General features: G+C 51.9%; 16 protein-coding genes. 8 read left to right on the forward strand and 8 right to left on the reverse strand.

All coding sequences use genetic code 11. From position 1 onward, the window contains the following. The first annotated feature begins 124 nt into the window (after nucleotides 1-124). On the forward strand, nucleotides 125-1,555 hold the full coding sequence (locus JMI88_RS31050; RefSeq protein WP_201365927.1) for a HAMP domain-containing sensor histidine kinase: 1,431 nt from the start codon (nucleotides 125-127) through the stop codon (nucleotides 1,553-1,555). A gap of 36 nt (nucleotides 1,556-1,591) precedes the next feature. After that, nucleotides 1,592-2,284: a response regulator gene (locus tag JMI88_RS31055; protein WP_201365928.1), complete on the forward strand. Its 693-nt coding sequence runs from the start codon at nucleotides 1,592-1,594 to the stop codon at nucleotides 2,282-2,284. A 310-nt stretch (nucleotides 2,285-2,594) separates the two neighbouring features. On the opposite strand, the gene JMI88_RS31060 is transcribed toward JMI88_RS31055, so the two are convergent. From JMI88_RS31060 to JMI88_RS31085, 6 genes are all read right to left on the reverse strand, one after another. Next, nucleotides 2,595-3,596 (reverse strand): Gfo/Idh/MocA family protein, encoded by a 1,002-nt coding sequence (locus JMI88_RS31060; RefSeq protein ID WP_201365929.1) that lies wholly within the window; start codon nucleotides 3,594-3,596, stop codon nucleotides 2,595-2,597. 108 nt (nucleotides 3,597-3,704) lie between these two features. Further along, nucleotides 3,705-4,745: an AraC family transcriptional regulator gene (locus tag JMI88_RS31065; protein ID WP_201365930.1), complete on the reverse strand. Its 1,041-nt coding sequence runs from the start codon at nucleotides 4,743-4,745 to the stop codon at nucleotides 3,705-3,707. A gap of 36 nt (nucleotides 4,746-4,781) precedes the next feature. Then, the gene (locus tag JMI88_RS31070; RefSeq protein WP_201365931.1) at nucleotides 4,782-5,804 is read right to left on the reverse strand and encodes a Gfo/Idh/MocA family protein; all 1,023 of its coding nucleotides are present in this window, start codon (nucleotides 5,802-5,804) and stop codon (nucleotides 4,782-4,784) included. 230 nt (nucleotides 5,805-6,034) lie between these two features. Continuing rightward, nucleotides 6,035-8,332, reverse strand: coding sequence for a transglycosylase domain-containing protein (locus tag JMI88_RS31075; RefSeq protein WP_201365932.1), 2,298 nt, complete (start codon nucleotides 8,330-8,332; stop codon nucleotides 6,035-6,037). A 562-nt stretch (nucleotides 8,333-8,894) separates the two neighbouring features. Next, entirely contained in the window at nucleotides 8,895-11,618 is a 2,724-nt protein-coding gene (locus JMI88_RS31080; protein ID WP_201365933.1) for a transglycosylase domain-containing protein, read from the reverse strand. A gap of 211 nt (nucleotides 11,619-11,829) precedes the next feature. Continuing rightward, nucleotides 11,830-12,474: a MerR family transcriptional regulator gene (locus JMI88_RS31085; protein ID WP_201365934.1), complete on the reverse strand. Its 645-nt coding sequence runs from the start codon at nucleotides 12,472-12,474 to the stop codon at nucleotides 11,830-11,832. Nucleotides 12,475-13,523: 1,049 nt separating this feature from the next. Between JMI88_RS31085 and JMI88_RS31090 the strand changes: the two genes are divergently transcribed. Together JMI88_RS31090 and JMI88_RS31095 are read left to right on the forward strand one after the other, a co-directional pair. Then, entirely contained in the window at nucleotides 13,524-16,598 is a 3,075-nt protein-coding gene (locus tag JMI88_RS31090) for an ABC transporter permease (RefSeq protein WP_201365935.1), read from the forward strand. 18 nt (nucleotides 16,599-16,616) lie between these two features. After that, nucleotides 16,617-19,595, forward strand: coding sequence for an ABC transporter permease (locus JMI88_RS31095; protein ID WP_201365936.1), 2,979 nt, complete (start codon nucleotides 16,617-16,619; stop codon nucleotides 19,593-19,595). Here JMI88_RS31095 and JMI88_RS31100 read toward each other — a convergent pair. Next, a complete protein-coding gene (locus JMI88_RS31100) occupies nucleotides 19,582-20,112 on the reverse strand; it encodes an NUDIX hydrolase (protein WP_201365937.1) in 531 nt (176 codons plus the stop codon). The genes JMI88_RS31095 and JMI88_RS31100 overlap by 14 nt on opposite strands. 955 nt (nucleotides 20,113-21,067) lie before the next feature. Between JMI88_RS31100 and JMI88_RS31105 the strand changes: the two genes are divergently transcribed. The 3 genes from JMI88_RS31105 (at nucleotide 21,068) to JMI88_RS31115 (ending at nucleotide 24,887) form a co-directional block, all read left to right on the forward strand. Further along, a complete protein-coding gene (locus JMI88_RS31105; protein ID WP_201365938.1) occupies nucleotides 21,068-21,502 on the forward strand; it encodes a hypothetical protein in 435 nt (144 codons plus the stop codon). A 202-nt stretch (nucleotides 21,503-21,704) separates the two neighbouring features. Continuing rightward, nucleotides 21,705-23,513 carry a M3 family oligoendopeptidase gene (locus JMI88_RS31110; RefSeq protein WP_201365939.1) on the forward strand — a complete coding sequence of 603 codons (1,809 nt, stop codon included), beginning with the start codon at nucleotides 21,705-21,707 and terminating at the stop codon, nucleotides 23,511-23,513. Nucleotides 23,514-23,702: 189 nt separating this feature from the next. Continuing rightward, nucleotides 23,703-24,887 carry an FIST signal transduction protein gene (locus tag JMI88_RS31115; protein ID WP_201365940.1) on the forward strand — a complete coding sequence of 395 codons (1,185 nt, stop codon included), beginning with the start codon at nucleotides 23,703-23,705 and terminating at the stop codon, nucleotides 24,885-24,887. A 104-nt stretch (nucleotides 24,888-24,991) separates the two neighbouring features. On the opposite strand, the gene JMI88_RS31120 is transcribed toward JMI88_RS31115, so the two are convergent. Continuing rightward, nucleotides 24,992-25,384 carry a hypothetical protein gene (locus JMI88_RS31120; protein WP_201365941.1) on the reverse strand — a complete coding sequence of 131 codons (393 nt, stop codon included), beginning with the start codon at nucleotides 25,382-25,384 and terminating at the stop codon, nucleotides 24,992-24,994. A gap of 257 nt (nucleotides 25,385-25,641) precedes the next feature. Between JMI88_RS31120 and JMI88_RS31125 the strand changes: the two genes are divergently transcribed. Continuing rightward, nucleotides 25,642-26,901, forward strand: a complete 1,260-nt coding sequence (locus tag JMI88_RS31125) for a lactate racemase domain-containing protein (protein ID WP_236023130.1) — start codon at nucleotides 25,642-25,644, stop codon at nucleotides 26,899-26,901. The last annotated feature ends 38 nt before the right edge of the window (nucleotides 26,902-26,939 follow it).

Below are 26,939 nucleotides of genomic sequence, written 5' to 3' on the forward strand. Positions count from 1 at the left end.
ATCATAGGGAGTATAAGAATCAGATGCCCATTCAGGGTAGGAGAGAAATAAAATATATTATAATAAAAAATCACTATTATACTGATGCATAAAGTGGTGCATATTTTTTGTTGGAGCAGGATGCATGGATTTGTTGAAACGGCCAGGACAGCGGCTACAGTGGAAGTTGACGTTGTCAGCGTTGCTGACTACGGTGGTGACCGTCTGCTTGATCGAGATAATCACCGTCATCGTGATTTTGATCTATTTTTTCGCTTTTCCTAACCGCATCTGGTTGAATAATGTGCAGAGTTTAGCCAATCAGGCCACACCATTCTTTGTGAATGAGCATCCCGATCGTGCCGAGTTGGCAAAGTGGTTGCAGATTTCTAACAATAGTTTAACTGAAGTTCCGCTACACTCGCCCGTCAGCTTTCTGGCTGTGGTGGATCAGCAGGGGAATGTCTTGATTGCTCAGGGTGGAGATGCGCAGCCACAGTTACATAGCGTGCTTTCAAAGGACGAGCAGCAGCAATTGCAGCGTCTGCTGCAGGGAAAAAACACCAGTCAGGGCCTGTCTTTTCAGGATGAGCCGCATATCTCGGTGTTGATGGCTCCAATTGTGGATGGGCAGCGGGTCGAGGGCGCCATCATTTTACGTTCAGATCAGTTGACGAATGTAGTATTTTCGGCCAATTTCAGCAATCTCTTGCCATTGATTGTGCTCAATGTGATCGTAATTACTGTGCTGGCTGCTCTGACCGGGGCCATCGCGGGTTTTCTAACGGCACGTGGCTTTACGCGTCGCTTCAGGCGTCTCTCGCTGGTGGCCGATCAATGGAGCCAGGGGGATTTTCTGGTGCGCACCATCGATACTTCTGAGGACGAGTTGGGACAACTGACGCGCCAGCTCAACAATATGGCCGGGCAGTTGCAGCAATTTCTACGCACACGCCAGCAACTGGCCACACTGGAGGAGCGCAATCGCCTGGCGCGCGATCTGCACGATAGCGTCAAGCAGCAGGTGTTTGTGGTAGCCATGCAAGTCGGAGCGATTCGCCTCTTAATGGGCAAAGACGTTGCCGCTGCTCGCAAGCGTCTGGATGATATGGAGCAGCTGGTACGCGAGATTCAGAAAGAACTCAGCGCTTTGATTCTCGAGCTGCGTCCAGTTGCACTGGAAGGCAGATCGCTGGCGCAGGCGCTGCAGGCGTATATCAAACAGTGGCAGGATCAAACCTGGATCGCCAGCAGCGTTGAGGTTGAGGAGACGTGCGCGGTCTCTCCTGCGCTAGAAGAAGCGCTCTTCCGCATTGCTCAGGAGGCGCTGGCGAACGTTGCCCGTCATAGCAACGCCACGCAGGTACAGGTACACTTGCGGTGCACAGAAGAGTTGGTAACGCTGCAGATTACCGATAACGGCAAGGGTTTTCAGCCAGAGAAGCGCGAGAAGCATGGCGTTGGCTTAATGTCCATGCAGGAACGTATACGCGAGCTGGGCGGACAGATCAAGATCGATAGCGCGAGCGGCAAGGGTACACAGATCCATATCGAGTGCGCGGCAACGCCAGTATAAATATAATATTTAACAGGGAGGCGAAAGGAGCCAGGTATGCAGGAGACGGCAGAGAACGCAATCACTGTTTTATTGGTGGATGATCACAGGCTGGTGCGCCAGGGGGTGCGCTCATTTCTGGAGTTGCAGCCTGATATCCAGGTGCTGGACGAGGCCGACAATGGCGAAGCCGCTGTAGAGCGGGCGCGTGCGCTCCAACCAACAATTGTCTTAATGGACATGATGTTGCCTGGCATCAATGGCATTGAGGCCACGCAGCGCATCAAGCAGCTGTGCCCGCACACAAAAATTATTATTCTGACCTCATTCCATGAAGATGAATATATCTTCCCGGCCCTACGGGCTGGAGCCCTCTCCTATGTGCTCAAAGATGTAGGGCCAGACGAACTGGCCGACACCATTCGTAAAGCGGCGCGTGATGAATCCGTGCTTCATCCTCGCGTTGCCGCCAGGGTAGTGCAGGAGATCCAGGGCGTAAAGAAAGAGGCACGCAACCTGGCGTCCGACCTGAGCGAGCGCGAACTGGATGTCTTGCGCCTGATCGCTGCCGGCCACAGCAACGCTGAGATCGCCGAGAAATTGGTGATCAGCGAAAAAACCGTCAAAGGCCATGTGAGCAATATTCTGGGCAAGCTACATACAGTTGATCGCACGCAGGCGGCCGTATACGCCTGGGAGCACGGCATCGTGCAGCGCAAACAATCTTTGCCGGATACCGGAGATATATAAAATGGCTTTGTGTCCCCGTGCACGGGGACACAAAGCGCCCCCTTACGGGCGTCCGCATACGCGGCCGCGTCTTTTTTTATGTGTTGGTGCCATACGGTCGCACAGCGACCGTATGGCACCAACACATAAAAAAAACTGTTAAGCGCCGTAGGCGCGTAGCGTCATAGGTGCTGACGAGCATGTCGGGGACATGATCTCCTTGCCTCAGCTTGCGAAGGCGCGAACCGCCTGCTTTTCAAACAATAAAAAGAAGAGTACCCAGGCATACGCGGCGTGTATGCCTGGGTACTCTTCTTTTTAAAAGATGGATTTAGGCCAGGTCGGCGAGGGAAACGGTGCGCTTCTCTTCAACCGACTTATAAGCACCAAGGATAACTTTAAGCACATTGATGCCTTCGGCCTCGGTATTGACCGGACGGCGACCCTCCTGCAGGCAGGTCACAAAGTCTTTGATCTCTTCTTCAAAGGTATTGACGCTGCTCATCTCGATTTTTTGCTCCTCGCCGCCTTGCAATTTGTAGAACAGATCGCTGCCATAGCTGTAGGCATTGCCTTTTTCCGCCACCAGCGAGAACTTCTCAGTGATGGAGGCAGGGACATAGGCCCAGCTGGTCACGATATTGCCCACAGATCCATCGGCGAAGCGTACCAGCACCTGGGCTGAATCCTCACCATCCATGAATTCCAGGCGATGCTTGCTGAGCATAGCTGTAACTTCAACCGGCTCACTGCTGGCCAGATAGAGCAACAGATACGTGGGATGGTAGCCGGTATCGATCAGCTCACCGCCACCGATCATCGAGCGCTTGGCGCGCCAGCCCATGTTTTTAGGATCGAACGAATTAAAGAAGCTATCGGTGGTGCGGATCTCATAGACCTTGCCGAAGACGCCTTCCTGGATCATCTGCTTGACTTTGGCGACCGGAGGCATGGTCAGCTGATTGTGGGCGCACATCAGGGTAACCCCATTCTGGGAAACGGCCTGTTGTACCGCTTCGGCCTCCTGCACCGTCAGACATAGGGGCTTCTCACACAGAATGTGCTTTTTCGCGTTGGCGGCCGCCACAATAGCATCTTTATGAAGGTGGTGGGGGAGACAGATGTCGACCGCATCGATATCAGCCTTCGCCAGCATCTCGTTATAGTCGCTAAAGATTTCTGCTCCGCCAACCTCCTGCGCACGTTTCTCTGCATTCGCTGCAACAACGTCACTAACCGCAGTGACTTTAGCTTGCTCGGGGATGCGCAGGTAGCCTCTGATATGTGGTGCCGTAATGCCTCCGCAACCGATGAGTCCAACTTTAATCGTCATGATGTCTTTCCTCCTTGAGTATGCGTTGGTTCAAGCAATAGGTGCTATATAAGAATTAACTATATAACCGGGCGCAGGGTATCCAGGTAGATACCACAATATATATAATCAGTGAGATGGGGTAGATCTAGAAGAGCTAGCACCATCAGTGAGTTGATTTAACCGTTGTTGTTCACGATATTGCTGGGGAGTTAGCCCCATGCGTTTCTTAAAGACATAATGTAAATAGCTGCCACTGGAAAAGCCATGCTGGCTGGCTAGTTGCTCAATGGTCTGGTCCGAATGTGTGAGGGCTATGCACACCTGGGTCAGGCGGTATCGCTCCAGATAGCCACTGAAGGTTTCTTCAGCCTGCTCATCCAGAATTCTTTGCAACTGGCGGCCGCAGATATGCAATTCTTCGGCCACCTCTTCCAGCGTCAAAGCGTGCGCATAATTGTCGCGAATGTATTGCGTAGCCAGGCTATAGCGATAGGCATTCATATCCCTGGAAGGCAACGCCGTATTGATCTGAGTGACATGGTGTGCGCGAGCGGCGCGCAGCATAATTTGGATGACCGCCTGTCTGATGGTCGAGAACGCTCCTAACTCGCGATCATGCCAGGCCCGGTAAGCTGTCAGAAACCAGCTCATTGCATCATATTGATCCACAGTTGGATGGGCCTGCATCGTATGCAACTGGCGCATACACTCCTCTGCCTCCGCCACCTCCCATTCTTCGCCCCAGGGAGTATCAGTTTGTCCGGCCGCCGGGGTATCATCGAGCTTGACGATATCAATATGCAGACACAGCTCATCAAGCTGCTCCCATTGATTGGCCTCTTGCTGATGAATCACATGCGGACCCGTTAAAAAAAACATGCCCGCATGAACAGGATAGGCTCCATCCTCCAGCACAACCACCCCGGTCCCGCTGGGAATGAAGTGAAACTCGAAATCCCGGTGCTTATGGGCTTGAATAACATGGCCAGCCTTCAATGACGTCAGATGACAGCGGAGAACTTGGATGCCGTACTGTCCCCACCGAAAGCGAATATCCAGGCGATCAAGCGCCTGGGGGTCCGCCTGCATAAGTTGAAATTGTGAAGGTCCCATGTTTCTCCGCGAAGTATGGTAGCGCGATCGACCCAGACCCTTTGCCACAGTCATCACCGTGTCTCCTCTGTCTGTCTCAGCTAGTCTATGTTAGCGCTGTAATGAATTTAGTTGTACAGGTTGATTGCTGCGGGCAGAGATGTTCGCAGCTTCCATTAACATTGTGAGCTCAATGGCTGTCTGGATATTTTCAGTGGCGGTTGTGCCCTGCTGGATATGGCTGACCCATTGCTGGAAGGCGCTCGGTAGATCGGCTGGTAGTTGTGAGATGGTATGCCAGCGATCACCGCCAGGCGCGCCTGGTTGCGTACTGCGCATGATCAATTGAGCTTCCGGTGTACCAAAGAAGAGGCTGCCCTCGGTTCCATGTGCCTCAATCGTAAAGGGAGAGAAGCGATTCACAAATCCGGCCTCAACCACGCCGATAGCGCCATTGGGATAGCGCAGCGTAACCAGCGCGTTATCTTCGACCTCGCGACCCGTGACATAGCCATAGTTGGCACTGACACTTTCAGGCAGGCCCAGAAACAGGCGTGTCAGGTACATCGGGTGGCAGCCGAGATCGATCATAGCGCCGCCGCCGCACTGTTCGGCATTAAAAAAATGGGCTGGTAGCCAGCCATTGGGATTATCGGCAGTCGCGATAGCGCCATTATGCGAGAGGCGCACACGTACCAGCGTAGCTTCCCCCAGCTGCTTTTGGCGCATTATCTCGCGAATAGCCTGGGTGTAGCCAGCATTGAGGCGAGGCAGTGAAACGGTCAGCTTGACCCCCGCCTGCTCAATGGCGGCTATGATTTCATTGCACTCATGCAGCGTGGTGGCGATAACCTTTTCTGTAAAAATATGTTTGCCAGCTTTAGCGGCCGCAATCATCACATCGCGATGGATATTGGTCGGAGTATCTACAATGACCGCATCGATATCAGTCTGGCGCAGCAGCTCATCCAGATTATCATAAAAACGCACGCCCAGCTGCTCCGCCTTTGCGCGGCCCCGGGCTGGCTCTTCATCCCACGCAGCCACAATCTGGGTATCGGGGTGCTCAAGTGCTTGTCGTGTATAGTCACGTGCATGGACATGCCAGAAGCTCAACATTGCAACACGAATCATCACTATTCTCCTTTGAAATTGCGACTAGTAGTGAATGGTTTAATTTAATTCTACATTTAAGCTAGAGGTTTTTGCAATCTTATGTGGCGACACACATGTATGAAATTACGACAAGCTCATTAATTGGTAGGGGATTATAAGACGGCACCAATGGATGTGTGGGGCCTGGAAAAGGCTAGAGAAGGAGATTGTGAGGGCGGCTGGCGCCGCCCTCAAGCGAACTTATTGACTTATTTAAGATGCCAATCGGTTGTTGTTTTGCCTGGATAGGTTGCTGTTTTCCTCACCAGTGTATCAGGTGGTCCGGGGAATAGGCGAATGGGTTGGCCTTTTTCTGCCAGCAGCATGGTGTCGTGCCAGATTGGGCCAGCACCATCGACGCCGGTGACATTCACCATCGGCGAGTTGTCGTTGTTACCCGCCCAGACTCCCACCGTGACATCCGTGGTATAACCCATGGTCCAGTTATCGCGGAAGTCATTGGAGGTACCCGTTTTGGCCGCCGATGGCCTGATGGGACCCGGTCGGCCAGCATAACACTGGTTCATGGTCGTCTTATATAGCACCAGTGAGCTACATTTACCAAACTCGTAGATACGCGAGTCGTTATCACTCAGCACATCCGTAATCATAAAGGCCGTCTCTTTGCGCAGCACACGCACGGGTTGTGGTGTGATTTGCAGGATCAGCTTGCCATTTTGATCTTTAATGGTATTGATCGCGTGTGGTGGGACGCGAACGCCTCCATTGGCGAAGGTTGCATAGCCAGCCGTGTTATCGATCAGGTGCACGCTCAGCGAGCCCAGAACCATGGTGTAGTTGGGTATGCCCTCGTACGTGGTAAGACCCATGCTCTGCGCTGTATGCAGGGCCTTGTCGACGCCGGTACGCAGCAGCAATTTGACCGCGGGAATGTTAAACGAGTTCTGCAGTGCATAGCGGTAAGAAACCCAGCCATGAAACCGCTCATCATAGTTATGCGGTGAATAAGAGGGCAGGCCACAGCACATCTGGATCGTGAGCGGACCATCCAGCACGGTCTCCCCCGGGCTGATGCCCTCATCAAATGCGGTCGCATAGATGTAGGGTTTGAACGAAGAGCCGGGCTGACGATAGCCCTGTGAAGCCACATCAAAATCGCCATATGTGGGATTGTCGGGATCAATGTTGCCAACCAGGGTCCGAATCGCTCCCGTATGCTGGTCCAGTACCACGACGGCGGCATTGGACATATTATGCACCCTTGCCATCTCCGCGATATGTTTCTGGGCCGTTTTGAGCACCTTGTTTTGTAAGTCCAGGTCTAGTGTGGTCATGACAACCAGGCCAGCGCGCGAGAGATCGCTGATCTTAACGTGCAGATCGTCGGCCAACTCACGTAACGTGTAATTGACGAAATGAGGCGCGATCCTGTTGTTAACGAAACCACGATGCTTAATGAAGTTTGGCTTCTGGGACTCCATAATGGCATCGGCGCGTTCTTGCGCTGTAATATATCCCTGGTTATACATCTGCTGCAGCACCTCTTGCATACGTATTGCGGCCGCCTTGGGATGTAAGAATGGATCGCGCGCGATCGGCGAGCTAGGAATGCCAGCCAGCATCGCTGATTGGGCAATATCCAGCTGTTGGGCCGCCGTTTGGGTTGGCGTATCTTTTAGTCCGAAGTAAGCAAGGGCTGCCTCCTCTGCTCCGTAACAACGTTCGCCATAGTAGGTCGTATTCAGGTACATCTGTAGAATCTGTTCTTTGGTATAGTAGTGCGAGATGTCGGGGGCCAGAATAACCTCCTGCAACTTACGCAGCATAGTAGCCTGATTGCCCACGATACTATTTTTAATCAACTGCTGCGTAATCGTGCTGCCACCAGAGACCACCTTGTTAGTGGTCATATCAGAGATTGCGGCACGTAAGATACCCGTAATATCATAGCCGGGGTTTTTGTAGAAGTTCTGATCTTCGATCGCGATTTCAGCATGGGCCAGGTGGGGAGAAATTTTATCCAGTGGCTCGCTGGTTTGCAACCCCTGGTCCATCATCTGAAAAATCAGTTTCCCATGTACATCATAAATGCGCGTGCTATCTTTCGGCAGAATATCCTCAAGCGTCGTAATTTTGTCCCCAAACCGTTCGTGGGTCGCATTGATAAAGCCTACCACCGTCACAAAGATAAGCACCATAATCAGAAAGACCGAAAACAGGCTGGCCGCCATCGGCAGCAACGTTCCGGTCCCGATGCGATCGCTGAGCGCAATCGTGTTCAGCGTTTGACGTAAATTCTTGCGCTTGATATGCCGCCTGAGGCGCCAGCCAGTCGGATGAATACTTTGATGCGAGCCAGTATAGAATATGCCTGGAACCGGCCGCATAGGGACATCATTCATGCGCTGAGCAACCGCGGCCTGACTATGTGGCGGTAAACTGGCAGGCATTCGATGCCGTGGCTGTGAACCCTCTGCTCTCTGCGAGCCAGAGCCTCCTCCGGGGGGTGGAGGCGGATTCTCTCCGACATGCCGATCGGTCTGCATGGCCAAACCTCTTTCTACAACCTATCTTCACTCACTACTACAACTCTTTGCCCATACATACAACACTGCGCGCTTGATTGATGCAACCATCTATATTAGTGGAGAGTGGCACATCCCTGGTTGTTTTTTGTGGAATGAATGAAATTTGCGTGGTGCATGACGCAATATATAGAATAATAGCAATGTTTCCGCCCTTTACGTAAAGGAAGAGTATAGCTTCACTTTTAATTATATGCGTCGCCTATGATGCCAAGTAATGTTCTAATATGAAAAGGTGAACCTCGTGGACATACACTTATCGGCAGTAAATGCCTTCACAATGCCTGTTATACAACCGAACTGAACTATAATCTAAAAAATAGTTATCTGTACATAGTAACGCCATAAACGAATCAATAGTAACTCGCCAGGCTTACTTTTTCATATATAGGTTTTCCAGAGGCGAAAGCAACAAGAAACACGACCCGTAGATGCGCCCCTTGCGGGCGCTTCTGACCTTCTGCACAAAAAAGAAACAATAGTAAGCGCCCACGAGTGGGCGCACCTGCGAGTCGTTCTTAATTTACCACCAACCCATATGGGGGGTAGAATTGCCTGGAGGGGGAGCGACAAAATTGAAATTGTTACAGTAGGGATGTTCGGTGGCAATAGAAGTATTTACAGAAGTATGCACCTTCTTATGATGCTTATGCTTATGTTTCATTGGGATAATAGTGGCTGCTGGATCAAGAGTCTGCATCTGTGTAAAGGTAGGATAATGGCCTGGCAGGTACCAATCGGTGGTGTGAATGCCATCTGGATAGGTCATATCGCCTCGCTCCAGTCCACCGGGATTGACAAAGTCTTTGATCGGGTGTTCCTCTTCTGCCAGTAACATTGAGTCATGCCAGATGGGGGCCGCGCCCTGGACGCCAGTGACATTCAGCATGGGGGTGTAGTTATTGTTGCCCGCCCAGACTCCCATTACGAAGTCCGAGGTATAACCCATGGTCCAGTTATCTCGGAAGTCATTGGTGGTACCTGTTTTGGCTGCCGCAGGCCGGACGGTGCCGCGATTGCCAGCCCAGCACTGGGATTCGGAGTTCGTATAGAGCTGTAAAGGATTGCAGTCCAGGAATTCTGGCAGGCGCGAGTCATTATCGCTCAGCATACTGGTCATCATGTATGCGATCTGAGGGCTGATAGCCCGCTTGCCTGGTTTGGTCTGGTGGGTAATGACCTTGTTATTGTAGGTATAGACAATCTTATCAATCGCATATGGTTGGAAAGTCTGGCCATTATTGGCGAAGGCGCCAAAGGCCGTAGTATGCTCCAGCAGATTGACGCCCAGGCCACCCAGCACCATCGAGTAGCCAGCGTCCCCTTTTGGATGTTCAATGCCCATATCTCTGGCTGTCTTCAGCGCGTTGCCAATCCCTACATGCTGCAGGGTTTTGACGGCCGGAATATTCAAGGAGTTCTGCAGCGCGCAGCGCATGGTGACATGACCATGGAAAAGCTGATCATAGTTCTTTGGTGAGTAGGTTGGTGGATTTGATCCCGGTGGGAGCACAATCGTCAAAGGGGCATCATCAATGGCCTGAGCGGGCGTATATCCCTGCTCCAGGGCGGTCGCATAGACATATGGCTTAAACGAGGAGCCTGGCTGGCGATAGCCCATCGTCGCCACATCAAACTTCCCATCGATGGTCTTGCTATTATAATCGAGGCTTCCCAATAAAGAACGAATCGCGCCACTATGATAATCGATCAATACCTCTGCCGCATTCGTCACATTATGTCCCCCCAGTTCAGCGATATGTGTCTGCATTACTTTCTGAATTTTGTCCTGTAGCCCGATATCAAGCGTGGTATACACCTTCAGGCCTGAACGCGATAGTTGGCCGCGAGAGAGTTTTAGCTGCTGCTCTAGCTGCTGAATCACATATTGACTGAAATGTGGTGCCCGATCATTTAAATTGGGGGGGCCCTTAAAAAAGTCCGACTTTTGTGCTTCCTTGAGCGCATCCTGCGCTTGCTCCTGAGTGATATAGCCCTCACGGATCATCAGGGTCAGAACGGTATTGAAGCGATTAAACGCGGTTTGAGGATGCAGGCTCGGATCATACAGCCAGGGAGAGCTGGGCATGCCTGCCAGCATCGCCGATTGGGCCAGGTCAAGCTGAGCTGAAGCGGGCTTGCCCGGCTGATCTACCAATCCAAAGTACATCGTGGCGGCAGCATCGATACCATAAGCCTGATGACCATAGTAAATGGTATTCAGATACATCTCTAAAATATCGTTTTTGCTATAGAGGCCATTGATTTCAGGAGTGAGCACGATCTCCTGCATTTTGCGCATCAGGCTGGCCTCATTGCCAACCACCAGATTTTTAATTAACTGCTGGGTGATGGTGCTGCCGCCCTCGATCACGCGCCCATGCTCAAGATTTTGAATGGCGGCCTGCAGGATACGGAAAACGTCGATACCAGAGTTGTTCCAAAAGTTTTTATCTTCCGTGGCAACGGTCGCGTTAATTAACTGTGGAGAAACCTGGTTGAGCGTGACCGAGGTATGCATGCCCTGATCGGTAATCTGGGACAGCAAGACGCTTTTGCTATCGTAGATCTTCAGGTTGTCGTGCGGCGTCAGATCGTGTAGAGATATGAGCTGCTGGTTGTAAGAGCTGCTTGTGCTGTTATAGAAGTGGTAGGTGGCATAGGAGCCTGCGCTCGTGATGGTAAAGATGAGCAATATGATGGCTCCGAGTATACTGAAGACACTCAGCCAGAAACGATTAAATGCCCGGTGGGTCTGCTTGCGGTTGCTGCGTAGATGCTTGCGTGAGATATGACGCAACAGCAACTTGCGCCGCCGCTGTGCTATCAGGAGTCCATTGCGGCCGCGCGTATGCATATTGTTGGCGGAAGCATAGGGCTGTGGGAGCTGGCTCTGCTCGGCGGGTGAATTTTGTGAGCCATCGTTCTCGGCTGACTGTGAGAGACGCTGGTGTCGCCTGCTTTTCTGCTCAAGATAGTGCTGGGCTCGCCTGATCCTCTCCTGGCGTGCCTCATAATAGAAAGGGAGCTGAGATGATGCCGGGCGCGTGCCGCTCGTGCCATCGTCTTGTCTGTTGATAGCAGGTGTGGCTGGCAATGGTGGTAGTGATGGCGTATCAGGAACCGGTGTAGTTGGAGTCGAAGGAGGAGTTTGTGCGTTGTCTGATTCCCGATGTATCTGCATCGAATCCTCATGCTGCTCTTGTGAATATGTATTATCCTCAGGATATTGCTGTTCGCCTGACATAAGAGGTTCCCCTCCTTATTCATCCAAAAGGTCTTCTATAGCTTTTGTGTGTCCAACATGTTTCAAGTTATTTCTTTTCTTTACTTAGTTAGACGTTGTAAAACGCAAAAGGTCTCGTTCCAGTGAAGTATTTTTATTTGTGGCACGGTATTGAGGCATCCTTTTAATAAAAGGACACGTGGAAAAAGCTGATGATTGTTTGTGTGATCTATCAGGGTTTGCTGTTCTGGTGTTGCGTAACTTCGATCAGGGCAGGCAGAATTTCATCGGTGATGGCCTGTATCTGGTGGAAACTTTTAATCCAGAAGATATCATGATCGCGGCCACTGCGTATTTCTGCCATTTGTAGGATGCCTTCATTGATCAGTGTCTGGAAGTAGAGGAAGGCCCGTACGGCGTCGGAAAGTGGTACATTGGAGTTTCCGGTAATAGAGCCATATTCAGTTCCCAACTCGACCGCCTCTTTTTTTAAATCGTCGATATGTGTCTCATCATTAAGTGTACGCAACATGAGATCAAGCAGACGGCGGCCAAGCCGGCGATAGGCATCGCGGGCCGCTGTATCAAAGTGTTGATACCAGGGAAAGGTATCCAGCGTGCCATCGGTAAAGGCAAAGCGTACACGTCCCAGTACGCTTTGGACGAGGAGCACAGATGCTGGATCGGGCCTGGGCTCAGCTTCCTGGCGCAGGCGTGCCTCGATATCGGCGCGACGGAAGCGGCGGTGTCCACCGCTGGTACGCCGTGAGGGTATCTCATTACGATCAGCCCATAGGCGCACTGTGGCTGGATGCATACCCAGCAACTCTGCCGCCTCGCGTAAACTTAGCCACTCCTCTCCTGTGTGCGATGTCACCACGTTACCTCCTGCGAATATGGGGGTTATCTGGACAATTAAGAAATGCTCAATATGTAGCTTGATTGTATGGAATTCATACAGTATCGTCAAGTCTGAGGTTGAACTCTTCCGACCTTGCCGATAAGCTTCTACCTGCTTTGGTTGCATTATGGTTTTGAAGCCGGGGGATACCTTTGCTGGCAGCCAGCATTATTAGATGTGTACCCCCTATATATTATATCGATTATATCCCCCGGTTAGACAGCCCGCTCTCACCATATCCATCTTTATCGATGTTGTGTAAGTGATGAAGATGTGTTTCATGGAAATGTAAATCTAGAAATTTTTGTGAGATTTAGGTGTAATATGCCTTATATTATTATGTATATTATTCTCATATAGAGCATGCCTGAACCCATAGGGTTCGCGCCTGCGGCCCCTCACACTACGCTCCTACGGAGCTCAAAACAGGTTTAATGAGTGGTGCAGAAAATGGGCACAGCCCATTTTCTGCACCACTCATTAAACCGCGAGCGGGCGCGTATGCGCCCGCTCGCACGGAGGCTTCGTTTCCCATGGTGATGGACATCAGACACATTCATAAACGGTGTTTGATTCCCGTTGTGATCAGCGTCTGTATGCATGAGCTGTTGCTCTCTGTGAGCTCAAAACATACGCCATTCAGTGGTGCAAATCGTGCATACTGTGCATAATTTGCACCACTGAAGAAAAAATGTGCGGCCGCGCATACGGACGCCCGCAAGGGGGGCACATTGATTCCCATGATTATGGGAATCAAACACTTTCATAAAGAGTGTCAGACTCCCATAGCATCCGCATGCACGGTGCATGGGTTTACACACCTCCCGTGCTCAGGATGTCCTTTCATGGCTGGTGCAGCAGGTGCGCGAATGCGCACCTGCTGCACCAGCCATGAAAAAGAGAGTGGGGACGCCTGCGTTCCCCAGGCCCAGGGGCGCTCTGATTCCCAATATGTTGGGAGTCTGACACTCTCATAGATGTTTGCTGTTTCTGGCATCATATGCTTGAGATAGAAAGGTTTTTTTATGTCCCACTCTAGTCAAAGAGTGCAATTTACAGGGCGACGTGCCTGGTTACCATCAGCTCTGCCTCTCGCCTGGTGGCAGTTGAGGCGAACTAAAGGATTGCTTTCGATGGTGGGGCTGGGAGTGCTGGCGGTAGTAATTTGTGTATGTGTGGCGCCACTTTATACACAGGTAGCCATGACGGCTGGCCTGCAAGAGGCTCTAAGTGCTACTCCTGGCAATGCCAGTATTTCTATTATCAGCCAGGATGATCTACCTTTTTGGGATAGTTTGCAGCCAGTGACGGATAGTTTTAGCAGGTACTCGTTGGCCTCTATACGATCAAATCTGGATGATAGCAAACAGCAAATGGTCACTGAAGCTACAGCACTACCTGTTTATCTGCATGCTCCCCTGGCTAAAAATAGCAAGCCCTCACTGGATCAGATATCGCTGGAAGGCACTGATATGGTGGCCGTGAAGAGCGGAAAACACGTGTCGCTTATCCAGGGTAGACTACCGGATGCACATTTAAAGGCTTATACAGATCCTGATAGCACGATTGAAATTGCCCTACCTGCGAATACAGCCAGCACCATGCATATGGCGGTTGGCTCACAGTTCTATACGCAGGTTGCGACCGCCTCACCAACAGATAGCAAAAAAGCTACCCGGCATATCATTCCCATAAAGATCGTCGGCATTTTTCGCGATATGGATGGCAAAGATCTGTTCTGGCATGGAGATAGTCTAGGGAAATCTTCTCTCTCTACGAGTCCGAGTGGTCCCTTTGTGTATAAGGCGGTAGTTTCCAATGAGGAACTGGTCAGTACCTTCTCGCGTTTCATATCGCAAGCAGATAAGCCGAGTCAGAATCCCGTAGTTTTTCCAGATGACAATATCGCACCTGTTCAACAGCCCGCCTATCCGCTGGTTAATCCACTGAATGTGACATGGTATTACTCGTTGGATGTACATACGATTTCTAATAATCAACTCAATAGTTTGCTGTTGCAACTGCATGAATTTCAATATCGCCGCTACCCAACGGATAGTATGTTATTGGCTTATGGCCTGACTAAGATTCACACATTTGCTCCTATCGACTCTTTGACGAATTATCAAAAACAGCTGGCGATTTCGCAGGTGCCGGCGCTGAGCCTGGTGATAATGATCTTTTGTCTCTTGCTGTACTTTGTGGCGCTGATGGCCAATTTATTAGTTGAGCGCCAGGCGCCTGCGCTGGCCATTGTGCGCAGCCGTGGCGGCAGTCGTGGCCAGATCTTTGGTGCCTTGATGGCACAGGGAACGGCTGTTAGCCTGCTGGCATTGCTCGCGGGACTGATCCTGGCCATTCCTATTACAGCCTGGCTAGGTTACATGCAGCTTCCTGCCACCGATTATGTGGCAATCAGTACGGTTTTATCTAACTGGGTGCGTACGAGCCTGTCGGTGAGTGGTTATGCACTGCTTACTGTGGCGGTGGTTCTGTTAGCCTTGATGATCGCCATTTATCAGGCGACCGCATTAGACGTGCTGGCTCTGAGGCGTGAGGCGGGACGCTCTACTCGTCGGCCTCTCTGGTTGCGCTTCAGGTTAGATCTAATCGCGGTCATCATCATGAGCGTTGGTTTTGGCGTATCCATCTATCTCACCAATTCCAATACACTGGACCCACACCTGCGCCTGGCATTGCTCTCGCCCCTGGTCATGGCGCGAGCGGTCTGCACTATCATTGCAGCGTTACTACTCTTCTTACGCTTCTTTCCATACCTACTGGATTGGGGGTCCCGCTGGGCGACGCAGCGCAACCGAGGTGCTTCCTCGATGCTAGCGCTGGCGCAGCTCGCGCGCTCGCCGCGCCAATCGTTGCGCATGGCCCTGTTATTTGCTCTGGCGACCGCCTTCGCTCTATTCGCTTTGATCCTGGGGGCCTCCCAATTTCAGCGTGCCAGCGACGTGGCCACCAATGCCGTAGGCGCCGATTTCTCAGGCACTTTCTTCAATCAACCAGACGCCACCACTATGAGTGATCAGATTCATGCCTATAGTCAATTAAAGGGTGTGCAGGGAGTTACGGTTGGTTATGTCGATAAGCTCAATCTGGGTGAACAGCAAGCGTATGTGAATTTCCAGGCGGTAGATGCTGATACCTATAAAAATGTTGTGTACTGGCCAGCGGATAACGCGTCTCAGCCCTTGCCGACATTAATGGCGCAGTTGGCTCAGGGCCGTACCTCGGAGGACCACGATCAGTGGGTACCAGCCCTCATTGATCAAGCAATGGCCAGCAACTATCATCTCGGTCTGGGCAGCACATTCTCGCTCTCGGCCACTGGTGACGGTATCAACCTGATTCCCTTTAAAGTCACCACAATTGTCAAATACATGCCCGCGACGGCGACGCCCGATAGCGTATTAGTCGATCTACGGGCCTATCAAAAGCTCTACGATAAGCTTGTGAATACCGTTGGCAGCCAGCCCTTATCCATCAATCAAATCTGGCTGCGCACCACGGATGATGCTACCAGCCTGGCGCAGATTCGCCATGAACTGCTCAATGGCGACCAGCTACAACTGGCCGCCTTCAACGATCGGCGCCAGTTGACCGAAAATCTGCGCCGCGAGCCTTTATATATCCAGTTGATTGGCATCCTGGCCCTGGGACCACTGGTTGCCCTGCTGCTGGTGATGATGGGAAGCCTGATTGCCTCGTGGTTGCAGGCGCGAGATCGGCTGGTTAACTTTGCCATTATGCGTGCGCTGGGAGCTACGCCACGCAACATCGCTAGTATTCTGGCCTGGGAGCAGGCGATTGTTTATGCCATTGCCATCCTGCTGGGAGCGATTTTTGGTGCCTTGCTATCCTGGATGGTCGTGCCATCGCTGGTCTTTACCAGTTCGCCCGGCCAACAGACCAGCCTGGATGAGTTCTACCTGGCTCAGAGCATCCCGCCAGTTCAGATTATTGTGCCCACATTGCTGGGCGTTGGCCTGGCCATTCTGATTGTGGTGTGCGTACTGGCGTTGAGCATGATATTGCGTGTGATCTCCAGGCCATCCCTGGCCGGGACCTTGCGTATCAACGAGGATTAACTTAGGAAGAGGTCATTCATGTCTTCGGTATTTACATTGGCTGTCTGGCAATTACGGAGAACAAAGTGGCTGCTCTGTATTGTGGGGTTAGGAGTGCTGGCAGCGGTCGTTTTTGTGTGCGTGGCCCCGATTTATGCGAAGATCGCCGCGACCGCAGGCTTGCGTAGCGAGCTCAAAGCCAGCCTGGATAATAGTAATATTACGGTGACCGCGCAGACGAACCGGCCTTTTCTGGACCGCATACAGGCGGCAGGCAACATCATAGGTGGTGATGCCAGATCGTTACTGAGCCACTACCAGGATAACCAGCAAGCACGTTTTTCAGTGTCTACTGATCCTTTACCCATGCTAGTTGGCCAGCCAGGAAGCAACCAGTTTAAGATAACCGGCAATAACCTTACCATCAACGGTGCTGACCTGGAGTCGGGCAGTCAGCATGTGCAGCTAATAAGTGGAAGATTGCCGCAGGTGGTGGTTAAAGCCCATAACGATGTGGATCAGACCATCGAAGTCGTACTCACGCCGGAGGCCATGCAGAGTTTGCATGTACAATTAGGTGCAGTGCTACACGTTGAGGTCGACATTACACGCAATTATATGCTACTGAAAGAGGTCTCATTGCCACTCAAGGTGGTGGGAACGATTAAGTCGCCTGAAAATACACCTTACTGGCGGGGCACTTTATTTAATCCTGCTCAGGTAGATAAGAATGGCTCCGATAGCCGCATTAACTATTATGCTCTGACCGCCAATGAAACCCTGATCTCTACCCTATCACAGCTTATTCCCTTATCGGATAAACCTGGAACGAGCCAGAACATTGATAGCAGCACTCTTACCACACCAGCCAGCCCTCTACACATTTCATGGTTTTATGCCCTCAATCCCGATGCCATTCAAAGTGATCAATTAAATTCACTGCTAACGACCTTAAATGTCTTTCAAGGTACTGGTGGCACCGATAATATGCTCAGTCAGCAGTACGGCATAAGCAATATACAGACTACTGTGCCTGTTAACAATTTAAGCCATTACCAGGATCAAATAGCGATTGCGCAGCTACCCTCGACGGGCTTGATGCTGGTGATTTTTCTATTGCTGCTGTATTTTGTCTCGCTGATGACAGACCTGCTGGTTGAGCGCCAGGCGGCAGCACTGGCCATTCTGCGCAGTCGAGGAGCCAGCCGTGGACAGGTCTTTGGTTCACTTTTGCTCCAGGGCGGTGGACTGGCCCTGCTCGCTTTGATTCTAGGTCCACTGCTCGCGTTACCCATGAGCCGCTTGCTGGGACACTGGTTATTGCCGGCCCAGGATTATCCCGCCATCGACCTGATCTTGCGCGATCCCTGGCTACTGCTACTTTCGGTAAGCGGGTATGCGCTGGTTACCGTGTTAGTGGTAGTGATCGTACTGGTTTTTGCCATTAACCACATGACCGCGCTGGACGTGCTGGCGATCCGCCGCGAGTCCAGCCGTACGACCCGGCGCCCATTCTGGCTCCGCATGAATCTGGATGTCATGGCCATCGTGTTGATGGTCGTTGGCTACCTTATCTCGACCTACCTCACCAACACCAACGTGCTGGATGCCAAACTGCGACTGGTTCTGCTCTCGCCCCTGGTGCTGGCGCGTACCGTCTGTACCATTCTGGCGGCCATCCTGGTCTTTCTGAGGTTCTTTCCATCCATGTTACACCTGGGTTCCTGGCTGGCCACCAGGCGCAGTCGCGGGGCATCTTCCATGGTAGCACTGGCCCAACTGGCACGTTCGCCGCGCCAATCGGTACGCATGACCATGCTACTCTCGCTGGCCACTGCTTTCTCGATGTTCTCCCTGATCTTTTATGCATCGCAGGTGCAGCGTGCGAACGATGTGGCCCTTCATACGGTGGGTGCGGATTTCAAAGCTACGCTGGCCTCGAACGCGACCCTTGCCACGCTACCACAGACGCTGGCCTCCTATCAGCATCTCGCGGGTGTTCGTGGAGTGACAATCGGCACCCATACTTCGATGCAGCTGGGCGAGCAACAAGGAGACGTCAACGTGCTGGCTGTCGATGCTGACACCTATGCGCAGGCAGTTGCGTGGCCGGCTGATAATAGCAGCCAATCGCTGTCCGCATTGATGCGGCAATTGAGCGCACAGCGAGCGGACGCCATCAACAAAAAAGAGATCCCGGCTATCGTCGATCAATCTTTCGAGCAGAAATATCCGCTTAAAGTGGGGGATAAATTTACCCTGTCCGATCCAAACGATATTGATACGCCCTTCTATTTCAGGGTGATAGCCCAGGTGCAGCAGATACCCACCCAGACCACTCCCATAGGCGTGCTGGTGGATGCTAAAAGTTATGGGAGTATCTACAATATAAAGCTGAATAAGAATGGAGGAGGACCATTTCAACTGTCAACCATCTGGCTACGCACCAGCGACAATATTGAAGACCTGCAGGCGATTCGCAGTGTGCTGCAATCTCAGACTGCCGACATGAGCGATCGGCGACAGATGGTGGACTCACTGCACAAAGAGCCGCTGTACCTGCAGGTGATGGGCATCCTGGCCCTGGGACCGCTGGTCGCTCTGTTGCTGATCTTGATTGGGAACCTGGTGGCCTCGTGGCTCAGTGCCCGCGATCGGCTGACCAATTTCGCACTGCTACGTGCTCTGGGAGCCTCGCCACGCAACATCGCCAGCACCCTGACCTGGGAGCAAAGCATCATTTATGCCACGGCTATCATTCTGGGAGTCCTGTTTGGCGCACTGCTATCGTGGATGGTGGTACCGGCATTGCTCTTTACCAGTGCACCAGGGCAGCAACTGACCAGCGATGAATTCTTTTTCGCGCAAAACATCCCACCAATCCAAATCATCATTCCCACGCTGCTGGGCATCGGCCTGGCCTTGCTGGTAGCCATTTGTATCCTGGCGTTAGGCATGATGGTAAGGATTGTCTCCAGTCCTTCGATGGCCATGACATTGCGTCTTAACGAGGACTAACCCATCCATCGGTCAGTACCACATGCTGGGTATGGGATGGTAGCGACTGAAGGGCGGTACAGAAAAAATGAGGGCGAATCCATAATTTCGTGGGTAATTCAGCCAAAGAGAGCCAGTCGAAAATCATCGGCTGGTTCTCCATCTCTTCTGGACGCTCAAACGGCCCTGTTTGCTGATAGAGGTAAGAGTTAGCCGGAAAAGCCAGCTCAAAGTAGAGTCCAATCTCGTGGTGGTCAATCTCCTCGGAAAAGAAGTTCTCGACCACATAGAGCAAGCGTCCGATACGAGCCTCCTCACCTAACTCCTCCTGCATCTCACGTTGTAACGTCTCCTGTGAGCTTTCTCCCAGTTCCGCGCGGCCACCCGGCAGAAACCAGAACACACCTCTGGGATCAAGGGTAGCCTTCTGGCAGAGCACGCGGCCCTCATGAATAGCGATACCGCCAATCCGATACGTAAACTTATGACTGGCGGTTTTGAATCTGATCATTGTGCGTATCTTATCGGTGATTGTCATAAGTAATCCCTCCCATCTGATAGATAATTGCTTTTGTAGGCATTGTAGTTAAACATAAAAAAACGTGTATCATTTTTTACGATTTAAAACGATGAAAAGGAACATTTTTAGGTTATAGCTTACAAATGTCCTACTCCTGCCCGTCTGTCATTCGCTAACAGCGGCCTGCTTAAGCATATGCATTAGCCATGAGAGCTATGGTAATAGATTAATTTTCTATGAGTCTTTGTTATAGTTGTGCTTTATTTGTTGACTTTTCATATGAATTAGGTGCTATGATAGAAACATTGTTAGATGGTGGTTGTTTTATATTCCCTATAAAGCGTGTTTGAAAAGCAAGCGTTTCGTGTCTTCGACCCCTGACGCTACGCGCCTACGGCGCTCAAAACGTTTATGGGTTGTTGCAGCACGTGCGCATCTGCGCACGTGCTGCAACAACCCATAAAAAAGAATGGGGGGGCGTCAGCGCCTTACAGATAGAGGTTTTTGAGATTTGCGCCAGGAAAGCGGGGATGCAAGGGGCGGCCAGCCCCTTGACTGGGGGTTTGGCGAGCATGCTGGGGGCATGATCAAGCTGTGCCCCCAACTCCTCCTCTCTCCGTGCCGCCCGCATGATCTTTAACAAATAAAGCAGGTATAAAGCGGGGAGGTGCAGGAGGGCCGGCGAGGCCCTCCTGCCGGGGTTCGGGGTGTCCCCGACCACTCCTCCCCCTCCTCCCGCCGAAGGCGGGAATGCAAGAGGTATTTTTATACCGTATTAAAAAGTAAAAGATCATCAGGGCGGCATCAGGGGTCTCAGGGGCGCAGCCCCTGAAAAACCTATACCTGTAAACGTCAGCGTCCCCAGGCTGGCGGGTCATCCCATCCCGATGACTATGATAATGAAATACGATCATAAGGAGTAATAAGGCATAAATAAGATGTGCTAAAAAAATAGAAGAAAGGATCGATAGCGATGGAACAGAATAGACAGCAGGAGTCCACAGTTGACTCGAAGCATGTTGCCAATGAGAGGGACCTTGCCGGTGCTGGCGGAGGGAACATTCCCTGCAAGGCTTCTTCCTTCCCTTCTAACCAGCAATCAGGTGCATCCGAAGAGGAAATGGTGGGGCGTGGGGTGGATAACGATACCGATACGGCTCCTAAACAGCACACCGAGCCGGGAACGCATGCAGCCCCAGGGGCAACCAGCGCTAGCGATCAGCCAGAGCAGGGTGCTCTGGGTGGGCGTACACCGGCACAGGCGAGTCAGAGCATTGGTGACATGGATCATCTGCGTGAGCACAGCGGCATTGAAAATACACCCGTTGATCCGATGACCTCGCGCGCTCCCGATAAAGTCAATCAAAAGCAAAAACAAGATCAAAAGGATAAGCAAGATCACGAGTAGATGTGTATTATCAGCTCTTTACAACCTCCGGAAGCGTTACCAACTGCCCAGTAGTTGCCATAAAAAAAAGCTTTTCACAATCCATATCAGGGTGGAAAAGCTTTTTTTGTGCCGCCAGCATGCATACATTTTTCATTGATGGAGTTTGCATGCTACAATGCACACATTAGCCTTATTAAGAGAGAGAAAAGGAGAAAGCTTCGTGACGACAACACAATCCCTTCCCCACTGGAATATGGATGTGGTATATCCGGGCCTGGATTCGCCCGAGTTTGCGCAGGGCTTTGCCAGGGCTATTCAAGAGATTGAAGCATTGGCCCAATTGTTCGACGCTTCCCAGATTGAGAAACGAGATGATCTGAACATAGATGAGCAGATGATTCGGACCTTTGAGACGGTAATCGAGCGCTATAATGCAGTGCTGGCGAGTACTACAACTATTTATGTATATATCAGTTGTTTTGTGAGCACCAATTCGCGCGATGAGGTAGCGCAGGCGCGGGCCAGTGAACTGGGAAATGCGCTGGTAACCCTGTCACAGTTAGAGACACGTCTGACCGCGTGGCTGGGTTCGCTGGATGTTGAGCGCCTGATCGCCCATTCGACGGTTGCTCATGCCCACGCTTATGTCTTGCGGCGCGCCAAAGAGCAGTCCGTACATATGATGTCGCCGGCTGAAGAGGCGCTGGCTGCTGAATTGAATGCCAGCGCTGGCCGGGCCTGGTCAAAGCTGCACAGCAATATGACCTCACAACTGGCCGTCAACATTGAACTCGATGGCCGGCAGCAGCAGGTACCGATGAGCGTGGTACGCAACCAGGCCTCCAGCGCGCAGCGAGAGACGCGCCACCGTGCCTACGAAGCAGAGCTGGCAGCCTGGAAAGAGACAGGCGTACCTCTAGCCGCGGCGCTTAACAGCATCAAAGGAGAGGTCAATGCTCTGGCCCGGCGCCGCCGCTGGGGCAGTGCCCTGGATGCTTCGCTGTTCGCCAATAGTATTGATCGCGAGACGCTGGATGCCATGATGAGTGCGGCCCGCGCCTCCTTCCCGGACTTCCGTCGCTACATGCATGCCAAAGCCCGCGCCCTGCAGATTCCTCAACTGGCCTGGTATGACATATTCGCTCCGCTGGGCACCACTGATCGCGTCTGGGCTTTCAGTGAAGCGGAGCAATTTATCGTCAAGCAGTTTGGCACATTTTCTGAGCGCCTGTCTAATTTCGCGGCTCGCGCTTTCCGCGAAGGCTGGATCGATGCCGAGCCACGACCTGGCAAGCATGATGGGGCCTATTGTACCCCGTTGCGCGCCGATGAATCGCGTGTCTTCACCAACTACAAAGCTAACTTTGATGGCGTGACTACCCTGGCGCATGAACTGGGCCATGCTTATCACAACTTCAACCTGGGCGAGCGCACCGAACTACAACGCTCCATGCCCATGACCCTGGCGGAAACGGCCAGCATCTTCTGCGAGACCATTGTCAACCAGGCTGCCCTCAAAAAAGCCAATCGCGAAGAGCGCATCGCGATCCTGGAAGCATCCATCCAGGGGGCCTGCCAGGTGGTGGTAGATATTAGCAGCCGCTTCCTGTTCGAGCAAAATGTCTTTGAGCGCCGCAAGCAGCGTGAGCTCTCAGTTGATGAGCTCAATGAAATCATGCTGCAGGCCCAGCGCGACACCTACGGTGACGGGCTGGATCAGCAGACACTTCATCCATACATGTGGGCAGTCAAGGGCCACTATTATAGTACCGAACTCTCGTACTACAACTATCCCTACATGTTTGGCCTGCTCTTTGGGCTTGGACTCTATGCGCGTTATCAACTGGACCCCGAGGCTTTCAAAAAAGGCTACGACGAACTGCTCTCATCAACGGGTCTGGCTGATGCCGCCACGCTGGCCTCGCACTTTGGCATTGACTTGCACTCCGAGGCATTCTGGACCGCCAGTCTGGATATTGTGCGCCGCGATATCGATACCTTCTGCGAACTCATCCAGCCCGAAGGTTAATTGCGACCTGGCAATGTCGTATGCGATACTTAAATGTAACAAAGTTTTGATTGATTGCATTTAAGAACGCATGTCAGCGCGTGAGGACGCTCTGCAAGACAGACGAAAAGGCACCGTTGACAGCGGTGCCTTTTCACTGTCATTTGTGCTTTTCCTCCACGTACTGTATTGGTCGCTAGAGGAGTAACCATGGATGAATGCAAACCATCCGCGTTGAGCGCGCTTGTCATAGATGAAGATTGGGAGCAAGCCCTAGAGCAAGCTTTGGAGCAAATTGAAGATGTTGTTGCTGACGCCATTTTTCTGTTTGCCAGTATTGATTTCGCTCCGTATTTTCCTATGATGCTACATATCGTACGGCGCGCGACCGGGACGCCTATACTGATTGGTTGTTCGGGGCAGGGCATTATCGGTTCCGACCAGGAATTGGAGGATCTACCGGCGATTTCACTGCTGGCTCTCTCTTTGCCGGGTGCGCGCCTGCGAACCGTGCGCGTGACGCAAGAATTGCTCGAGGCTAGCAAGGGTCCCCATGATCTACGCCAGCAACTCGGCCTGCCCTTTGACGACGTCAACGCCTGGTTTATGTTTGCTGATCCATTTCACATGGATTGCGAAGAGCTGGTTGAAAAATTCTCCCAGGCTTATCCCGGCCTACCGATGATAGGGGGACTGGCATCTGGCGATTTCGAGGATCACGAGAGTTATATTTTCTACAATGATGAAGTGCATGAAGATGGCGCCATTGGCTTAGCGATTGACGGAGACTACACTATACTGCCTCTGGTTTCCCAGGGCTGCGATCCTATCGGCGAGGCCTGGACGATCACCAGTGTACTGGATAACGGCCTGGTTGACGGCATCTCCAACCGTTCAGCCTATAACATGCTGGTGGATACATTACAAACCCTAAGCCCGGAATTGCAGAGACGTGCTCAGCGTAACCTGCTGGTGGGCCTGGCCGCCGACGAGTATCAGGATAACTATGAGCGAGGGAGCTTCCTGGTGCGGCAATTATTTGGAGTAGATCGCCGTACCGGCGCATTGGCGATTGGGGCTCAGTCGCGCATAGGTCAGACTATCCAATTTCAGCTAAGGGACGCCACCTCAGCTGATCTGGATCTTCATGAATTGCTGTCGCAGGCCAGGACAAACCTGGGGGACAACCAGCCGATAGCTGGCTTGCTCTGTACCTGCAATGGCCGTGGCGTTGGCATGTTTGGCATACCCGACCATGACGCCGGAGTCATAACTCGCGAACTGGGCCAGCTGCCCCTGAGCGGACTCTTCTGTAACGGCGAAATCGGCCCCGTCGGTAAACGCACCTTCTTACACGGCTTCACTGCCTGTCTCGGCCTGATCATCAAAAAGTAATTTAATAAATTGTGGTTTTGTGGCAAATGTGCCGTGCACATTTGCCACAAAACCACATAAAAGAGAGCTCAGGCGCGGATGCGTCCGTCCACAAAAGGCACCCGCTAAGAAGTAATCACAATGGTCGCCGCGCTCAGCGGCAAAGGATATATCTGTATTACCATCTCCTCTTTGGGCCAGACCGCAAGCTTCTGGCCGGGCTTCAAATCTTGCAGGTTGGCGCTCTGGCAAGCGTTACTATGCGCTATATAGATATGTGTCGCGGCGCTAGTATGTACCACCATACTGACCCGACCCATTATCGGATCCACCACCCTGCCCTGCGGATCATACAGTTTGACTGTATTATGGACACGATCGATACTATCAATTATACCCGTATACTGCGCGTGCTGCGTACATGGCGAATCCGCCTGTGTAGTCTGTATACAGAGATGGATAATGCTAAGACTTAATAGCAGCATCGTAATCAGAGCGACACTCCCCCATAACTTCATCGTTTACGACCTTCCCATCCGTTCAAGTTCTGCATATAGCGAGTGCGTAACATTAATCAGATGCATTTCATACAGGGGCTGTATTTTTAATGTAACGCCAGGGCATCTCCAAAAGTTCCTTTTAATTCTGATAGTTCCATCTTTCCAGCTGGCGAGAACCTGCGATCTTTTTATGTTACACTTGCAATTAAGAGAAAGATTTCTGTCTATCAGAATCTTTGCTACCTGTACGCCTGGATAAAGATGAAAAGGTTGTTATGCTAATGGATGGATATGGTTCAGTAACACAGATTTTAACCGCAACGGATGTGCAGCAGATTCTGACGCGCGCATTTGCAGAAATGGCTTTAGATGGCAAGCGCGTTCTGGTATTGATCCCAGATGGGACGCGTACAGCTCCTATTCCTTTAATGTTTCGCGCCCTTTATGAGCAACTGGGACAGCGCGTGGCACAACTGGATTATCTGATCGCGCTGGGTACGCATCAGCCAATGTCTGAAGAGGCGATTGCTCAACTGGTAGGTGTCTCCGCCGAGGAGCGAGCCAGGAGTTTTCCCAAAACAAAGATATATAACCATCAATGGTCAGATCCGGCCACGCTGAAGACCATTGGTGTGATTACCCCGACTGAAGCGCGCCAGCTTACCGAAGGAACGTTGAACGACGAAGTGCCAGTAACGCTGAACCGCATGATTTTTGATTACGACCAGCTACTTATCTGTGGTCCTGTTTTCCCCCACGAGGTGGCCGGTTTTTCGGGCGGCGCCAAATACCTGTTTCCCGGCATCGCCGGTGCCGATATTATCAATTTCTCTCACTGGTTAGGAGCCCGCAAGACCAGCATGGCCACGATTGGCGTGAAGGACACACATGTACGGCGTGTCATTCACCGGGCGGCCGAGTTCGTCAACGTTCCTTTGCTCTGTCTGGCCCTGGTCGTCAAGGGACCAGAGCTTCATGGCCTCTATTGTGGTAGCTACCGGGAAGCCTTTGAGCAGGCGGCCGACCTATCGGGGAAGCTCAATATTGTCTACACCGAACGTCCTTTTAAACGCGTACTCTCAATGGCATCTGAGCACTACGATGATCTCTGGACAGCGGCCAAGGCCATGTACAAGACCGAGCCAGCTATCGCCGACAGTGGCGAGGTCATTATCTACGCGCCACATATTACCGAAGTATCCTATACACATGGCAAATTGATCGATCAGATCGGTTATCATGTGCGTGATTATTTTTTGAAGCAATGGGAGCGCTTCAAAGATATACCGGGAGGGATTCTAGCTCACAGCACCCATGTTAAAGGCTCGGGCACATATGATCTGGAGAGTGGTATTGAGCGACCACGCATTCAAGTGACGCTGGCCACTGGTATTCCCGAGGAGCGCTGTCGCCGTATCAATCTAGGCTACCTCGATTACCGCACACTCAATCTTCGCGATTGGGAGCAGCGAGAGGACGAAGGTATCCTGCTAGTGCCAAATGCGGGAGAAGTACTGTATCGACTCACCAAATAGGCTGGCTAACACGTATTCCTGATAGAAGCCGCTAAAAG

The organism is Dictyobacter formicarum, assembly GCF_016587435.1.

Coding starts and splice junctions, on each gene's coding strand:
- JMI88_RS31050 (WP_201365927.1), top strand. CDS start 125: ATGGATTTGTTGAAACGGCCAGGACAGCGGCTACAGTGGAAGTTGACG.
- JMI88_RS31055 (WP_201365928.1), top strand. CDS start 1,592: ATGCAGGAGACGGCAGAGAACGCAATCACTGTTTTATTGGTGGATGAT.
- JMI88_RS31060 (WP_201365929.1), bottom strand. CDS start 3,596: ATGACGATTAAAGTTGGACTCATCGGTTGCGGAGGCATTACGGCACCA.
- JMI88_RS31065 (WP_201365930.1), bottom strand. CDS start 4,745: ATGACTGTGGCAAAGGGTCTGGGTCGATCGCGCTACCATACTTCGCGG.
- JMI88_RS31070 (WP_201365931.1), bottom strand. CDS start 5,804: ATGATTCGTGTTGCAATGTTGAGCTTCTGGCATGTCCATGCACGTGAC.
- JMI88_RS31075 (WP_201365932.1), bottom strand. CDS start 8,332: ATGCAGACCGATCGGCATGTCGGAGAGAATCCGCCTCCACCCCCCGGA.
- JMI88_RS31080 (WP_201365933.1), bottom strand. CDS start 11,618: ATGTCAGGCGAACAGCAATATCCTGAGGATAATACATATTCACAAGAG.
- JMI88_RS31090 (WP_201365935.1), top strand. CDS start 13,524: ATGTCCCACTCTAGTCAAAGAGTGCAATTTACAGGGCGACGTGCCTGG.
- JMI88_RS31095 (WP_201365936.1), top strand. CDS start 16,617: ATGTCTTCGGTATTTACATTGGCTGTCTGGCAATTACGGAGAACAAAG.
- JMI88_RS31100 (WP_201365937.1), bottom strand. CDS start 20,112: ATGACAATCACCGATAAGATACGCACAATGATCAGATTCAAAACCGCC.
- JMI88_RS31105 (WP_201365938.1), top strand. CDS start 21,068: ATGGAACAGAATAGACAGCAGGAGTCCACAGTTGACTCGAAGCATGTT.
- JMI88_RS31115 (WP_201365940.1), top strand. CDS start 23,703: ATGGATGAATGCAAACCATCCGCGTTGAGCGCGCTTGTCATAGATGAA.
- JMI88_RS31120 (WP_201365941.1), bottom strand. CDS start 25,384: ATGAAGTTATGGGGGAGTGTCGCTCTGATTACGATGCTGCTATTAAGT.
- JMI88_RS31125 (WP_236023130.1), top strand. CDS start 25,642: ATGCTAATGGATGGATATGGTTCAGTAACACAGATTTTAACCGCAACG.